Here is a 15111-nt window from a genome sequence, read left to right on the forward strand (position 1 = left end):
CGCGGCCGCCCGGCACGGGCACGTAGGGCAGGTCACAGCGAAGCGGCGACCTGCCTTTCCCGCTGTGCCGCACGAAACGAACCCACCGCGAGCAAGTCAGCGGTGTTCAGTTCTCACTGGTAGGCCGCTATTCGCCGGCCCCCAGTCCCCGCCACGGCCCATGAGTGGCTACACAAACATCTCCGCCACGTGACGGACAGCTTCGGCGCCGGCCAGGCCGATGGGGCAGGCCTGAGCACACGCGGTGCAGTCGCCGCAGGCCGAGGCCAGACGATTCGCGTCGAGACCGAGCCTCGCGAACTCATTGCCGGCATGGTCCGGCCAGCCATACTCGTCGTTGTACATCCGAATCCGCATCAGATCGCTCACCGGAAGCCCCTGAGGGCAGACCTTTCGACAACGGGCGCACATCAGGCAGGCCTGGCGGCGGCCGTCGAGGAACTCGGCCGCCGCCTTCTTCTCATCCTCCGTCATGTGCCGCGACCTCAGGTCCAGCGTTTTGATCATGTCGATCTGATCGAAGCGGTTGACACTGGTCAATACGCTGTCACAACCGGCTTCGAGAACGGCCTTGGCGTGAGGCAGAAAGACGTCCGCGCCATGTTCGAGCGCGCTCCAGGCGCCGCTCTTCATCGAGAGGATGCCGACGCCGTTATCGCGGAAGGTCTTGAGGTTTTTCAGAAACCGCTTGCTTTCATCGGAGATGCTGCTCTTGCCCAGCGGCAGCATCCGCATTGCCAGAAGCGCCACCTCAAAGAACCTCGGGGCTTTCTCGATGGTCAATTCCATGACCCCGTGCAGGTCGCCGTGGCAAACGAAACCGGTGTGCCTGAGCTTGCCCTTCTTGATCAGCGCCTCCTGCTGCTTCTGAATGGCCTCCAGCCGGCGGGGGTCGGCGTTCTCGAACGTGGTCAGCAGGGCGTCGGTATGATCCGTGCCCAGCGTCATGAGCATTTCGTCGATTTCCTTCTCGCTGTCGGGGTTGAAGCTCTTGAGGCAGAGAAAGACCTTCTCCCGGTAGCTCTTGTCCGCTTTGAAGAGGTCCGCGATGGCGGCGATGCTGTTGCCTCCCATGTAACTGGAGGATGTGTGTATCAGGTTGATTCCTGCGTCAATCACGCCTTTCGCAATGCGCGTGCCCAGTCTCTCGGCAATGCGGATGGCCCCGAAGCTGATCAGCGTCACCGGGAAATCCGTCCGGCCCAGCTTGCCGTAAGGCAACGAAGGTTTCTTGAAGGTCTTGGCCGGCTGCGAGGCTGTCGATGCGGCCAGAGTCCCCGAAGCCATCGGTCCCAGCCCGATGGCCGCGGCGCCACAGGTGGTTGTTCGGAGGAAATCGCGCCGGCTCACGGTATTGTGCGATGCGTGGCTCATGGTTACCCCTTTCCAAAATCAGTTCGCGACGCGGTCAGTATAAACCGGCAGAGCTGCGATTCAAAACCAACCACCCGGCCGTGTTGCGTTGTCCCGGGATGGCGAGAGCGATGACGACGGGTACAATAGGTCTGGACCGTGGCCCGGCGTCCGGTTTCGGGGCATCCGGGCGATATCGGCACAGCAAGGTGTGTTCAGTCTCTTTCAGGAATCCGCAATGACCGGCAAGCCATGGGAGCCGGCCGGGTGGCGTTGCTGTCCGGCCGCTCAGCAACCACAGTATCCTGATGCAACAGCATATGAAGCGGCATTGTGCGCGCTGAAAAACTGCCCTCCGCTCGTTGCGGTTGGTGAAGTCGACAACCTCCGAGCCCGGCTGGCCGGTGCCGGCCGCGGCGAGGCATTCATTCTTCAGGGCGGCAACTGCGCGGAGCGGTTCCTTGACTGCCGGGCCGAGAGTATTGCCAATAAGCTCAAAATCCTGCTCCAGATGAGCGTCATTCTCACCTACGGCGTCCGCAGACCCGTGGTGCGCATCGGCCGTTTCGCCGGGCAGTATGCCAAGCCCCGGTCCAATGAGACTGAGATCGCGGACGACCGTGAGTTGCCCGTCTACCGCGGCGATGCCGTCAACGCTGTCGAGCCGACGCCCGAGGCTCGCGCCGCCGACCCGCAGCGACTCGTCTCCGCCTACTTCTACGCCGCCGCGACGCTCAATCACATCCGGGCGCTGATCGACGGAGGCTTTGCGGATCTGCGACACCCCTATACCTGGAACCTCAGCTCGATGGAGAACAGCCGCAACTGGAACGAGTACAAGGCCGTCCTCGACCAGATTCTCGATGCGATCAACTTCATGGAATCGTTCGGCGGGGCACGGTCCGACGTTCTGGGCCGAGTCGATTTCTTCACCTCGCACGAAGGGCTTCTGCTGGGATATGAGGAAGCGATGACCCGCAAGGACCCCGACTCGGGACGCTGGTACAACCTGGGAGCGCATATGCTGTGGATCGGGGCCCGGACCCGTCAGGTCGACGGAGCTCATGTCGAGTACTTCCGCGGGATCGCCAACCCGATCGGCTTGAAAGTAGATGCGGCCATGCGGCCGGAAGAGCTCCTTGCCCTGGTGGACGTGTTGAACCCGCACAACGACGAAGGACGCTTGACCCTGATCACGCGATTGGGGGCCGGGCGAGTCGAGGAACGGCTGCCGCCGCTGATTCGGGCGGTTCGGAACGCCGGCCGGAACGTGGTTTGGAGTTGCGACCCGATGCACGGCAACACCGTGACGTTGGAGAACGGAAGGAAGACTCGCGATTTCTCGGTGGTGCTCGACGAGTTGCGGAGGACGTTCGAAGTCCACCGGCGCCAGGCAAGCCGCCTGGCCGGCGTACATTTTGAACTGACCGCCGACGACGTCACCGAGTGTATCGGCGGGGCGGGCGATTTGACCAGCGGCGACCTCGCGCGACGCTACGAGACCTATTGCGATCCGCGGTTGAACTGCTCGCAGAGCCTGGAAATGGCGTTCCTGATCGCCCGGCTGCTCCAATCTCAACGGTTCTGACTTGCCGGATGCCGATGATGTGATTAAGGTCACGGCCGTTGGACACCGAGGTTCGATCCCCGGTCTCCAGTGGAACGAGGTCTTGGGAGTGATGTGCTTTGGCCGCTCGGCCCGGAATCCCTTCCGGGCCGTTCTGGCCGGCCGAATCCGTTCGGCGTTCACTGCTCATGAGGATGAGAGTCCTCGGTGCAAACCGCCCCAGAAAGGATTCTGGGGCGAGCGGTACGCGGTCTTGGGAGTGATGTATTGTGGCCAGGACGAAGGTCGCTTTTTCCAGAGTGGTGCTCAAGCTGAGTGGCGAGGGCCTGGGCGGGCGCGGCGGCGCCGGCATCGATCCGGAACAATTGGATTACGTGACCCGCGAAATCGTTGCCGTTCATCGCACGGGTGTCGAGTTGGCGATCATGGTCGGCGGGGGCAACATTCTTCGCGGCGGGGCTTTTTCCAGGAAGTCCGCCATCCCCGAGGCAACCGCTCATTACATGGGGATGCTGGCCACGGTGATCAACGGTCTCGCTTTGCAGGAGGCCCTGGAGGACAAAAAGGTGCCGACCCGCTTGATGTCCGCCCTGGGCGTGACGGGCTTGTGCGAACCGTTCTCGCGGCATCGCTGCAAGGGGCATCTCGACAAGGGCCGCGTGGTTGTTCTGGCCGGCGGCAGTGGACGCCCGTTCTTCACCACCGACACGGCCGCCGCTCTCGCGGCCGTCGAGATCGACGCCGATGCACTGCTGAAGGCGACCCAGGTCGACGGCGTCTACAGCGCCGATCCCAAGAAAGATCCTCGGGCCATGTTCTATCCGAAGCTCAGCTACGACGACGTCATCGACAAGCGGCTCGCGGTCATGGATCTCAGCGCGGTGGAAATGTGCCAGCGCTGTGGCGTCACCATGGTGGTGTTCAATCTGCACAAGGCCGGCAATCTCAAGCGGGCGGCCACAGGCCGGCGCGTGGGGACGATTATCTCGTGACCGGCGTCGTCCACCCGGCAAAATGGCGGCAGCCGATGCCCAAATCGCCTTGATGGCCGACGGGTTGGGTGTATGGACCTGATCATGACCAGCCGGCTCGCCATGATTCTTCTCGCGACCGCAGCCTGCATCGTGCCGACTCCGTGGATCTCGCTGCCTGCTGCCGCCATATTGGTGCTGTGGCTGCCGGGGCGGTCGCTCCTCTGCCTGTTGCCCGGCCTGGAATCGCTTCGCACTTCAAAGTGGGCAATGGTGGCGGCATCTGCGGCTCTCATGCCGGTTCCTCTGAGCTGGGCTTGGCGCTTGACCAATGCCCGATGGGCGATCGTGGCGCTCGTCTGCGGCCTCAATCTGGTCCTGGCGGTGGCCGTTCGGAAAGACATCCGCCCCCGGGAAGCTCCACCGGCGTCCACGTCCCGTCGCTATCGCCTGCTGCTCGCGGCAATGACGATCTGGACGTCGGGTTGCGTGTTCCTCTCGTTCTGGCTGCCCAGTCAGGTGGGAAACGTCACCATCACCCGTGCCCACGACTACGTCAAACACCACGCCGTCATGCTCTCGCTCGAGCGGCATCCGCTTCCATTGCACAGTTGTTTCTATAGGGCCGAAGCCGACACGCCGTACTATTACTATGAGTACTACTACCTCCTGCCGGCCGCGCTCCGGACGATGACCGGTAACAAGGTATCGATTCCCCTCGCCTTTGGCCTGACGTCCGCGCTTCTCGCGGCAATTCTGATCCATCTCACCTCTTCGCTGGCCGGCAGTATCACAAGGGACGAGAGATGCAGCGCGCTCGCGGCTGCGTTCGTCAGCTTGGTCGGCGGCTTCGATATCGTCCCCGTACTGATCAGGGCGGCGACCGGCGGAAGCTTGGTGGTCACGTTGGACGCCTGGTGTCCGGTGGCCTGGCGGGTCCACAATTTCACTACGCAGTACTTCTGGTGCCCGCAACACGTCTTCGCCGTCGTCGGGTTGACGCTGGCGGCAATCTGGCTGAGGCTGTCGCCGCGCGGCACGTGGTGGCTCCTGATGGCGCCGCTGTTGTCGGCGTCGATCTTTGGCGGGAGTGCTCATCTGGCCATCGTGATCTTCCCGGCGGCGGCCGTCTACGCCGTTCTCTTCCTGTGGCGGATTGCCCGCGAGGACCGCACGAGCCTCAAGCGGGTGCTGGCGGGAATCGTGGTAATCGGCGTGCTTGGTCTGGCATTGATGGGCCGGCAGGCATGGGGCTACAAGGAGATGAGCAGCCGTTACCCCGGCGGGCTGACAACCTCCTGGGAAAGATTCCCCTTTGCGATCTTCGGTCGCTTGCTGCCGGCGGGGCCGCTGGCCAACTATGCCGACGCGCCTTGGCTGCTGATCGTCGAGCTTGGGCTGCCGGCACTCGCCTGCCTCTTGGTGTCAGGGACCTTCTGGCGTGTCCTGTGGGCGGATCCGGGCGTGAAGCTGCTTATCCTGGTTGGGCTCTCGGGAGCCGTACTGATGTTCACCTTTCGCAGCGAGGTCAATGCCATCGACTATGGTTTTCGGATCGCACCGATGGCTGCGGCACCTTTGCTGGCCGGCATGGCCGGATCCCTGCTCAACGCCGATCTTCTGCGTCGGCGCGTTCGGCGGATCGGCGTTGGTCTGGCGGTCATCGGCGCGTCGCTGGGTTTACCGGTGGGTTTGTACGAAGCACCGTTGACCGCAGTCAGGACGATCTGGGAGTCACGACGACTCATGCCTGAGTCCGGGGCGATCCGTTTCTTGCGGGAGTCGACGCCGACCGATGCCGTCATCCAGGGCGACCCCGATTGCAGGCTGGATCTGGCGGCCTTGACCGACCGACGCATCGGCGCGTCGAAGCCGAATTCCCCTCATGTGGTCGTGTTCAGCCCCAAGGATCCCGCGAGCATGAGGCGGGCTTATTCTGATGTCATGCAAGCCTTCTACACGCCGTCCAGCGAGGAAGCGCACGCGAAACTTGAAACGTGGGGCGTCCGATACGTCTTCGTCGGCTTGGCCGAGCGGAAGCGTTTCGGGATCATGCCGCAATTCAATGACCAACGTTGGTTCGAGCCGGTGTATAATGGCGACGGTGTCACCGTCTATCGGCTTGCGGATTTGTTTTCGCAAAGCCGGCCGGAGGTGATTACCCAGAGGGGCGGTCCATGACGCGAAACCATCCTGCTCATCGGGGCACCGAGCGATTCCGGCTCTGCCCATATGCAGTTCTGTTCCTGTCGTTGCTCGTCGTGACGGATGCGGCACCCTCCTTCGCCGACTCCGCGCAGTCAGCCGACCAGCTTGTTGAAATCAGGGGCGGCGCCGACGAAACACGGCAAAACTACGAATGGACGGTGATCAACAAACACTCGCTTGCGATCGTTGAGGTTGAATTCCCGCACTATCACGCCGACCTCTTCCAGATCATCCCTCCGGCCGGGTGGGAACAGGAATGCACCTACTTGGTGAACGTCGGCGTTCCTGACAGGCCCGGAGTCTGTATCGCCAGACGCAAGCCTCCTAACCCCGGTATCCCGCCCGGCGGGCAGCACCTTTTTGCCATGCGACTCACCGCCAAGGGAGCCTTGGTCGGTAAAGGGAAAGTCACCATCAAGTTTGCCGACGACAGGACGGTCATCGTGCCCGGCGTTACGCTGCCTGTGCCCCCGCCCCCCAGCTTCAAGCTCTTGCCCCTTCTTGGTGCGGCGATCATTTTTGGGCTTTGGGTGCTCGTCCGTACCGTGCGCGAGCGGCGGCGAAAAGGACAACGGACCGAGGGGCCGGTTGCCGGCTCGCAAGTGGAACAAAAGCCGGAAAGCTGACCCAAGATCTTTTCGGGGGCCGATAATGGTCGAACGGGTTCAACCCTCTGTTGCCACGAATGTTATGGCGGCACGTCTGCTGCCTCACTTTGACCGTCGACGGACACGGATCTATTATGAGGTCGTTGTCCAACCGTGCGGTGAACAAAGCGCAAGTCCAATCGTAAGGAACTGTTGAAGCGGTGACGACGCCTTCGGACGAGCAGTTGCTGGCCGAACATGTTGAAGGCCTGCCCGACCGGTTCGAGCTGCTGGTCCGGCGGCATAGTCATGAGCTGTTTCGCTTTCTGGTCCGGTTTACCGGTAGCCAGGCGCTGGCGGAGGACGTCGTTCAGGAAGCGTTCCTCCAGGTGCATCTGGCAGCCGCAAGCTTCGACCGGTCTCGGCGATTCAAGCCGTGGCTGTTCACCATCGCGGCAAATAAGGCTCGCGACTGTCTCAGGAGCCGAGGGCGAAAACCTGAAGTGCCGCTCGATGCACACGTCGGCAATGCCGACCAGGAAACCGGGCAGACTTTCCGGGACTTCATGGCCGATAATTCGGCCGACCCGGTGGCCGGGCTTGAAAGCATGGAAGAACGCGAGCAAGTTCGCGCGGTTCTGGCAAGGATGCCGGATCACCTTCGGGAGGTGCTGGTGCTGAGCTATTACCATCAGTTTCCGTACCGGGAGATCGCGGAGATCCTTAATGTCCCGTTGGGGACCGTCAAAAGCCGGTTGCACGCCGCGGTGGCCACTTTCGGAAAAGCCTACAAGGCCGCGGTAGGAAAGCGATCGGTCGGCGGGCCTTCCGCCCCAAAAGGCTTAAAGGCTGTTTGACGATGGTCGGACGGGCAGGAGCACGTTGAGGACGATGCAAGACGACTCGCAGACAATTGAATCGAAGCTGCTGGACCTTCAGTTGAATCGGCTCGATCCGGAGCAGGCCCGGGAGGTTGAAGAGGCCGTGACAACGTCGGCCGACCTGGCGGCCAAAAGCCGGGCCTTGCGTACCCTCCTGGGACTCCTCGATGCCGTGGAGGTCCCCGAGCCGTCCGCCGACTTGGCGGATGCGGTTATGGCCCGAATCGACGAACGCACCAGGCCGATTCCTTTCAAGGAAATGACCCCCGTATCGCCTGTGGAGGGGCGACGTGTTTCGGGCCGGTCGGTGCTGTCACTGCGAGAACTGATCGCTATCGCTGCCTGCATCACCCTTTTCGTGGGAGTATTCGTGCCCGGATACCAGAAGGCTCAGAACATCGCCCGGCGGAACGCATGTCGCTGGGGACTGCGCACCGTGTCCTTGGGCATGAGCGCGTACGCCCAGCAGAACGACGGCTATCTTCCATATTTCGGGTATATGCCCAACGCATCGTGGCTCCGCACACGCACGCCCAACGTGCCTCGCTACTCCAATACCAGGGCCATGTTCGTTCTGCTCCGGCAGGGGCTTATTCCCAACGACGATCCGCGCGTGTTCATCTGCCCGAGTATGCCCGACGCACGCCCGATGATCGCCCGGGATTATCAGCGGTTCGACGATTTCGCCGAGCCCGCAAACGTCTCCTACAGCCTGTTGCTCATGAATGTCTTGAAGGGGTGGCGGGTCGAGAAGATGGATCCGCAGATGGTGATCGCCGCGGACGCCAATCCGTTGTTCGACGGGCGCGGAGGCGGTCATCGCATCAGCCCGTATGATGATAATGCTGCCAACTCGCTGGCCCACGAGAACGGCGCCGGTCAGAACGCGGTCTACGTGGGTGGGACGGGCGGCTGGTTCACCCGGCCTACGATTGGTGTCGATCAGGACAACATCTACCGTGCCGGTCGGCTTACCCACTACACGGGCGTCGAGAGACCCTTCGGCGACACCGACACCCTCTTGGTGCCGTGATCCGCACGGGCGCGCAGACCCTCCCCCCCGTCCGCCTTGTGTATCGAAACCGATTCAAGCGGCTTTACCGGCAAAAGCGGCGCTTAGCGTTTTCTCGCCCGGAAGCAATCCTGGCAGTATACCGGCCGATCCTGGACCGGCTTGAATGGGACGGTTGTCTGAGCCCCACATTCGGCACAAGTGGCCGGGAAAGACTCCCGCCGAGGACGATCCCCGCGGCCGCCGTTGAAGCTCCGGTTCCCGCTGGCGCCGCCGGAACGCCCGCTGCCACCCTGGGCCTTGCGCTTGTCACGACATTCGCGGCAGCGCTTGGGCTCATTGGTGAAGCCACGCTGGGCGTAGCGTGCCTGGTCCTGGGCGCTGTGGATGAACGTCTGGCCGCAGTCCGAGCACACGATCGTTTTGTCTTCGAACGACATGGTGGAGTTGCCTCCGTCTAGAGGAGACGGACCATTCCTGAATGGCCGCCGAACCTGATTGAAGCGGGAATCCCGGGTAGGAGGGGAACCATTTGAATACCTGCAAAGGGTTGGTCGGCGTCTTTCGCCGCCCCTCAAGGCCGAGTGGCCCGCAGTCCAAGAGCGGTGAACCCATTTCACCGGCAGATCGTAAGTATGCCCGAAAAACCTCCGCCGGTCAACTCGCGGCGATGCCCGACCTTGGCAGGGTTTCGAGTTGACGTAAGACTCCTCCGGCTCACCGCCGAGGCCGGAGAATATGGGGCGTAATTCCGAGAGCTGATTCGGCAGCCTCTCCGACTGTCTCCGACAGGGTGGGGTGGGCGTGGATACAGCGGGCGACCTCCCGGGCAGTGGCCTTCATTTCAATGGCCAGGACACCCTCGGCCACCAGTTCACTGGCACCAGTGCCGACGATGCCGACGCCCAGGATGCGTTTGTCATCCGGGGATACGAGGATCTTGGTGAGGCCGTCGGTTCGGCCGATGCTTGCGGCCCGGCCACACGCCGCCCACGGAAATCTGGCCGCTTCAAAAGGAATGCCCTTGGCAGCGGCCTCGGTCTCGGTCAGCCCGACCCAGGCCACCTCCGGATCGGTGAACGCCACGCACGGCACGACCGCAGGGACAGAACGAGCATCCCTCCCGGCGAGGACTTCGACGGCGACGCGGGCTTCATGAGCAGCCTTGTGGGCCAGCATGAGACCGCCGGCCACGTCGCCGATGGCAAACGCTCGCTCATTCCCGGTCCGCAGTTGTTGGCTGACCCGGATGAAGCCCTGACGGTCCACCTCAACGCCGGCAAGCTCCAAATCAAGCTCGCTGGAATTCGGCAACCTGCCGACGGCGATCAGGACCCGATCGAAAACCTGTTGAGTGGGCGAATCGGCCCCCTCGGTCGCGATCGTGGCGGAGATTCCCTGACCGGCCTCGGCGAGAGATACGACCTTCGATTTCAGCATGATGTTCGCAAAGCTCTTTTTCAAGCGATTATGCAGGATGCGCACCAGGTCGCGATCGGCACCGGGCAGCAGATCCGCGGTCATTTCTACCACGGTGACTCGGCTGCCCAACGCGGCGTAAACGGTGCCGATTTCCAGACCGATGTAGCCCCCGCCAATGACCAGAAGCGAACCCGGGATTTCCGGCAACTCCAGAGCGGCGGTCGAGTCCATGATCCGATCGCTTTCAACGGTCAGTCCCGGCAGTCTCGCGGGACTTGCCCCCGTGGCGATGATCGCGTGGTTGAACCCGAGGCAAAGGTCGTCGCCGGAGGCGTCCGTGAGCCGAAGCACGCGGGAACCGAGAAACCGAGCGCGGGCCCGCACCATTTCCACCCTTCTCGCCTGCGCCAGTTGCCGCAGGCCCGAGGCGTTTCGGGAGACGACCTCGTTCTTCCAGGCACGCAGCTTCTCCAGATCGACGCTTGCGCGCTGAAAAGACACGCCGCGATCGGCCGCCTCGCGGGCCTCGGAGAGAAGCCGCGCCATGTGCAGAAGTGTTTTGGAGGGAATGCAGCCACGGTTCAAACAGACTCCGCCGGGTTGCTCGCCGGCATCGATCAGCGTCACCTTTCGACCGTGGTCGGCGGCCAGGAACGCGGCCGTGTAACCGCCCGGTCCGGCCCCGATGACCACCACGTCGCTCTCACGCTGCTTTGGGCTTTCGCTCATCTCTGCTCCGTTTCCGTTCAGCGCACACTGCGTCGGGCCTTTTACGTGCCGGAAATTCGCCTCAATGGCGGAACGCTCAACACTGCCGTGCCGGATATTATCGGAACATCAAAATCATTTGTGAAGCACACTTGTGGCCCCGCAACTGTTTCACCATAATGGCGCCAGGGAAGAAGCTTGGCGGTTGCAGGCGAGATTGGGTCCATTCCGGTTTGCAGTGTGAGCCATGAGCAGAGCAGGACGCGAACCTGCCGAAGACGTCAAGCGACGCATCGTTGCCGCTTGCGAAACGGCGGGCCTCAAAGTGAAATCGGCCCGGATGTACCTTCGCAAGGCTCAGCGGGATCGAATTGTTCTGGTCGCCGCGTCGCCGGTGGACTGGAGGGCCCAACGCCCGATGGTCACGATCCTGACCACGGTTGATGTGTGCGGCGAGTGGTCCGGTGAAGTCGACGTCCGCTGTTCAGCCGGCGAGGACGAACCGGTCGTCAAGTTCTGGGACATTCCGGTTATGCAGGGGCGGAATACCGTGCCGATGCATGAATTGCCCCGCCAGCTTTGCGAAACGATGCGAGAGCGCGAACAGGTCGTGGCCGCGATGCGACTCGGTGTCACCGGCCCATACACTTTCGAGCGGTCCCGGTGGCAGAAACCAGGCGATCTGCTTCGGGCGTGATCCGCATCCCCAACCCGACAATTGCACGGTGAGTCGTCAACTTCCTCTTTTGCACCACGCCGCTTGCCCTGAACGATCGCTAAAAGGCCTTTACACCCAACCCATTCCCGCTATTCTGTTGTCGTGGTTCAGCGTCTGAAAAATGAAAACTGAGAACTGATCACTCACAACTCTCTTCCATGGACGTCATCTGGCTATCTCGTGTCCAATTCGCCCTGACGATCATGTTTCACTATCTCTTCCCGCCCCTGACCATCGGGCTGGGAGCGATGCTGGTCATTCTCGAAGGAGCGTGGCTCAAGACGGGGGATGCCGGCTACAAGTCCGCGGCCCAATTCTGGACGAAGATCTTCGCTCTCAATTTCGCGATGGGCGTGGTCACCGGCATTGTCATGGAGTTTCAGTTCGGAACCAACTGGGCGACATACTCGCGTTATGTCGGCGATGTCTTTGGGTCCGCTCTGGCCGCTGAGGGCATTTTCGCGTTCTTCCTCGAATCCGGTTTCCTCGCCGTCCTGGTGTTCGGCTGGGATCGCGTCTCGCCGCGGATGCATTTCTTCTCCGCGCTCATGGTGGCGCTGGGCTCGATCTTCTCCTCCATTTGGATCGTCGTCGCCAATTCCTGGCAGCAGACCCCCGCCGGGTTTCACCTCGTCGAACAGACCATCGGCGGCCGGACACAGATCCGCGCCGAAATCACGGATTTCTGGGCCGTCGTTTTCAATCCCTCGACCGTTGAACGACTGGTCCACGTGTGGATTGGCGCGTTTATCCTTGGTGCTTTCTTCGTAACGAGCATCACGGCGTATTACATCCTCAGGAAACGCCACGAGACGTTTGCCCGTCGATCCTTTGCCGCTGCCCTGGGCGTGACCCTCGTTGCGTCTCTGGCAGCTCTGGTTTCGGGCCATTCCCAAGCCAGGAACGTGTATCACACTCAACCCGCCAAGATGGCCGCATTCGAGGGGCATTTCCAGACCGCCAGGGGAGTCCCGCTCTATCTGTTTGGTTTCCCGGATGAGCAGACGCAGCAGGTGCGTGCGGGTCTCAAGATCCCCGGCATGCTGAGCTTCCTCATGCACAACGATGCCAAAGCCGAGGTGACCGGCCTGGACCGATTCCCCAGAGACGAATGGCCGCCGGTGGCCGCGTCGTTCCACTGCTACCATATCATGGTCGCCCTTGGCATGTTCTTCATCGGCATCACCGTGTTGGCGGCCGTCCTGTGGTGGCGAGGGACGCTGTTCAACAAGAAGTGGCTGATGTGGGTTTTCGTGTTCGCCGTCATCGGGCCGTACATCGCGAATGAGCTGGGCTGGGCAGCTGCCGAAATCGGCCGGCAACCCTGGATCGTGTACGGACTGCTCAAGACGGCCGACGCGGCCTCCCCCTCGGTTGGTGCCGCTGAAGTACTTGGGTCAATCGTCATGTTCAGCCTGATCTACCTGATCCTGTTCGGCATCTGGCTGTATCTGCTCAATGCCAAGATCAAAGCCGGCCCGGAGGAGGCGGCAGGTGACACGGCCGACGGCAAGGGCTTCTTCGACACGGCCGCACGGTTCGCCGGGCACGAAAAAGGCGTATCGATGACCGAGTCTGAGCCAGGACGCTCCGTAGATACCGGAGGCCGGGAATAAGGCCATGGAACTCACCCACGACACACTGTGCCAGATCTGGTTCGTGCTCCTGGGCGTGCTCATGACCGGGTATGCCATCCTCGACGGCTTCGATCTGGGCGTGGGCATTCTGCACCTTGCCGCCCGCGACGACCGCGAACGCCGCGTTTTGATGAACTCGATCGGACCGCTCTGGGACGGCAACGAAGTATGGCTGGTCACCTTCGGCGGGGCGATGTTCGCGGCGTTCCCCCATGCTTACGCCACAGTCTTCTCGGGCTTGTACGTCGCCTTCATGGCCCTGTTGCTGGCGCTGATCTTCAGGGCTGTGTCGCTCGAGTTCCGCGGCAAGACGGCGTCGGCAACTTGGCGACGAATCTGGGATTTCGGTTTTTTTGCGGGCAGCCTGCTGGCTGCCTTGCTGTTCGGTGTGGCCGTCGGCAACGCGATGATCGGTATGCCCATCGGCCCGGATATGGAGTTTGTCGGTTCTTTTCTCGATCTGCTCCGGCCCTACCCGCTGCTGATCGGACTGTTCACCGTGGCGATGTTCGCCATGCACGGGGCCCTCTACCTGTACCTCAAGACCGAGGGACGGCTGCAGGAACGCATCGCCAGTTGGATGTGGCACACCTTCGGTGTCTTCTTCGTCCTGTACCTCCTGACGACGATCTTCACCCTGGCCACAGTGCCCGACGCCATCCGCAATTTCGCCGCTCACCCCTGGGCCTGGGGCGTGGTGGTGCTCAACGTCTTGGCCATCGCCAATATTCCACGGGCCATTTACCTTCGACGGCCGGGATATGCCTTCGTCTCGTCCTGCTGCACGATCGCCGCTTTCATTTTCCTGTTCTCGATTGCCTTGAGCCCCAACCTTGTGACCTCCAGCATCGATCCCCGGTACAGCCTGACGATCTACAACGCCGCTTCATCGGCCCGGACGCTGACCATCATGCTCATCATCGCCGTCATCGGAATGCCCTTCGTCCTGGCCTATACCGCTGTCATCTACTGGGTCTTCCGCGGCAAGGTTCAGCTTGGCCGGCACAGCTACTGATGGGGCGCGCCCCGGCCGCATCACTGCCCAAAGGAGGGAAAACCAGATGCCTTACAGCCCGTGCGCCTTCATGAGAGGCAACGTGGCCCTTTCAGAACCACGACCGTCAGAGAGTACCGTCCCGATAGACGATGAACAGGACGCCAGGCGAGTCCTGTGTGCCCCATCCAAGGTGGGCCGGGGGTCATCCCTCCTCCACGCCGCTCCGCACACACGCTCACCGCCGGAGCATGCCATCGTGTTATGTCGTCACCGAAATCAGCGGAGATCCTCTGCCCGCACCCGGCGGGCACCTGCGGTTCCGGGCTCTTTGATATATTGATACCTTACGGCCGGCGATCTGTGCGGCTTGCGCGCACGTTGCTGAATCGCAGTGCCCCCGGGTTGCGGCCCGCAGAAAGGCGGTTCGCCTTCGCAGCCCTACTCTGGCGGACTGCCGGGCTGGAAACGACCTCCGGTCTTACCCCGTCCCAGCCGAACGAACCCAAAAGTCAAGATAGAGAACCTCCGCCCAAGCACGGCCGGCTTCCCCGCCAGACCCGGGCAGTTGCCGGATCGCCGCGCCAAACGAACCCAAAAAATGACCTAAACGATTGATAGAAAAGGGGTTGCGATCGTCCCACTGGCCTGCCATCCCCCTCGGAATCCCTTGGCTTGAGCCCCCCTTTTCTGTCCCCCGGCTGGCGGGGAAGTCGGGACTCCTCGGAATGGGGCACCCGGTTGGACACGCGGCGGCCGCCGGCGAGAGTCGCCGACCAAGAGTCTTGGAGCGACTTGGTTGCTGCTACAACGATGCCGGAGAAGTCAGGAACCCCTGATAAGCATCTTCTACCCGATGCCTGCACCGCTTTCACAATGGCGTAAAGCCGTTTACCCCCTCCGGTTGCATAAGAATCCCCGCAGGCGCGCGGAGAAGCATGTCCGAATCGGGCGTCTTGTGCCGAATCACCGCTGTCTCCGGAGTTCACCGGTGACGAGGTCCATGGGCGACGGCAGAACACGGCCCATTCTCAGTTCCATGTTCACAATCCT

At 62.1% G+C, this 15111-nt stretch carries 12 protein-coding genes; 9 read left to right on the forward strand and 3 right to left on the reverse strand.

Going from position 1 to position 15111, the window contains the following annotated elements:
* Positions 1-168 precede the first annotated feature (168 nt).
* Positions 169-1374, reverse strand: a complete 1206-nt coding sequence (locus PLL20_09670) for an aldo/keto reductase (GenBank protein ID HPD30251.1) — start codon at positions 1372-1374, stop codon at positions 169-171.
* Between the two features lie 217 nt (positions 1375-1591).
* Between PLL20_09670 and PLL20_09675 the strand changes: the two genes are divergently transcribed.
* The 6 genes from PLL20_09675 to PLL20_09700 all read left to right on the forward strand — a co-directional run bounded on the left by PLL20_09675 (position 1592) and on the right by PLL20_09700 (position 8600).
* Positions 1592-2941: a 3-deoxy-7-phosphoheptulonate synthase class II gene (locus tag PLL20_09675; protein ID HPD30252.1), complete on the forward strand. Its 1350-nt coding sequence runs from the start codon at positions 1592-1594 to the stop codon at positions 2939-2941.
* Positions 2942-3189: 248 nt separating this feature from the next.
* Complete coding sequence (pyrH, locus tag PLL20_09680; protein HPD30253.1) at positions 3190-3912, forward strand: UMP kinase; 723 nt, start codon at positions 3190-3192, stop codon at positions 3910-3912.
* Positions 3913-3984: 72 nt separating this feature from the next.
* On the forward strand, positions 3985-6072 hold the full coding sequence (locus tag PLL20_09685) for a hypothetical protein (protein HPD30254.1): 2088 nt from the start codon (positions 3985-3987) through the stop codon (positions 6070-6072).
* The gene (locus PLL20_09690) at positions 6069-6725 is read left to right on the forward strand and encodes a hypothetical protein (protein HPD30255.1); all 657 of its coding nucleotides are present in this window, start codon (positions 6069-6071) and stop codon (positions 6723-6725) included. Before PLL20_09685 ends, PLL20_09690 begins: the two co-directional genes overlap by 4 nt.
* A 182-nt stretch (positions 6726-6907) precedes the next feature.
* Positions 6908-7543, forward strand: a complete 636-nt coding sequence (locus PLL20_09695; GenBank protein HPD30256.1) for an RNA polymerase sigma factor — start codon at positions 6908-6910, stop codon at positions 7541-7543.
* A 34-nt stretch (positions 7544-7577) separates the two neighbouring features.
* Complete coding sequence (locus tag PLL20_09700; GenBank protein HPD30257.1) at positions 7578-8600, forward strand: hypothetical protein; 1023 nt, start codon at positions 7578-7580, stop codon at positions 8598-8600.
* Positions 8601-8683: 83 nt separating this feature from the next.
* On the opposite strand, the gene PLL20_09705 is transcribed toward PLL20_09700, so the two are convergent.
* Together PLL20_09705 and lpdA are read right to left on the reverse strand one after the other, a co-directional pair.
* Entirely contained in the window at positions 8684-9019 is a 336-nt protein-coding gene (locus PLL20_09705; protein ID HPD30258.1) for a zinc-ribbon domain containing protein, read from the reverse strand.
* Between the two features lie 277 nt (positions 9020-9296).
* Entirely contained in the window at positions 9297-10730 is a 1434-nt protein-coding gene (gene lpdA / locus PLL20_09710) for a dihydrolipoyl dehydrogenase (GenBank protein ID HPD30259.1), read from the reverse strand.
* A gap of 226 nt (positions 10731-10956) precedes the next feature.
* On the opposite strand from lpdA, the gene PLL20_09715 reads away from it, so the two are divergent.
* The 3 genes from PLL20_09715 to cydB all read left to right on the forward strand — a co-directional run bounded on the left by PLL20_09715 (position 10957) and on the right by cydB (position 14079).
* Entirely contained in the window at positions 10957-11406 is a 450-nt protein-coding gene (locus tag PLL20_09715; GenBank protein ID HPD30260.1) for a hypothetical protein, read from the forward strand.
* A gap of 179 nt (positions 11407-11585) precedes the next feature.
* Positions 11586-13043, forward strand: coding sequence for a cytochrome ubiquinol oxidase subunit I (locus PLL20_09720; protein ID HPD30261.1), 1458 nt, complete (start codon positions 11586-11588; stop codon positions 13041-13043).
* Positions 13044-13047: 4 nt separating this feature from the next.
* Positions 13048-14079, forward strand: a complete 1032-nt coding sequence (cydB, locus tag PLL20_09725; protein ID HPD30262.1) for a cytochrome d ubiquinol oxidase subunit II — start codon at positions 13048-13050, stop codon at positions 14077-14079.
* The last annotated feature ends 1032 nt before the right edge of the window (positions 14080-15111 follow it).

It is taken from the genome of Phycisphaerae bacterium, assembly GCA_035384605.1.
GTDB lineage: Bacteria > Planctomycetota > Phycisphaerae > UBA1845 > PWPN01 > JAUCQB01.

Coding starts and splice junctions, on each gene's coding strand:
- PLL20_09670 (HPD30251.1), bottom strand. CDS start 1,374: ATGAGCCACGCATCGCACAATACCGTGAGCCGGCGCGATTTCCTCCGA.
- PLL20_09675 (HPD30252.1), top strand. CDS start 1,592: ATGACCGGCAAGCCATGGGAGCCGGCCGGGTGGCGTTGCTGTCCGGCC.
- PLL20_09685 (HPD30254.1), top strand. CDS start 3,985: ATGGACCTGATCATGACCAGCCGGCTCGCCATGATTCTTCTCGCGACC.
- PLL20_09690 (HPD30255.1), top strand. CDS start 6,069: ATGACGCGAAACCATCCTGCTCATCGGGGCACCGAGCGATTCCGGCTC.
- PLL20_09700 (HPD30257.1), top strand. CDS start 7,578: ATGCAAGACGACTCGCAGACAATTGAATCGAAGCTGCTGGACCTTCAG.
- PLL20_09705 (HPD30258.1), bottom strand. CDS start 9,019: ATGTCGTTCGAAGACAAAACGATCGTGTGCTCGGACTGCGGCCAGACG.
- lpdA (HPD30259.1), bottom strand. CDS start 10,730: ATGAGCGAAAGCCCAAAGCAGCGTGAGAGCGACGTGGTGGTCATCGGG.
- PLL20_09715 (HPD30260.1), top strand. CDS start 10,957: ATGAGCAGAGCAGGACGCGAACCTGCCGAAGACGTCAAGCGACGCATC.
- PLL20_09720 (HPD30261.1), top strand. CDS start 11,586: ATGGACGTCATCTGGCTATCTCGTGTCCAATTCGCCCTGACGATCATG.
- cydB (HPD30262.1), top strand. CDS start 13,048: ATGGAACTCACCCACGACACACTGTGCCAGATCTGGTTCGTGCTCCTG.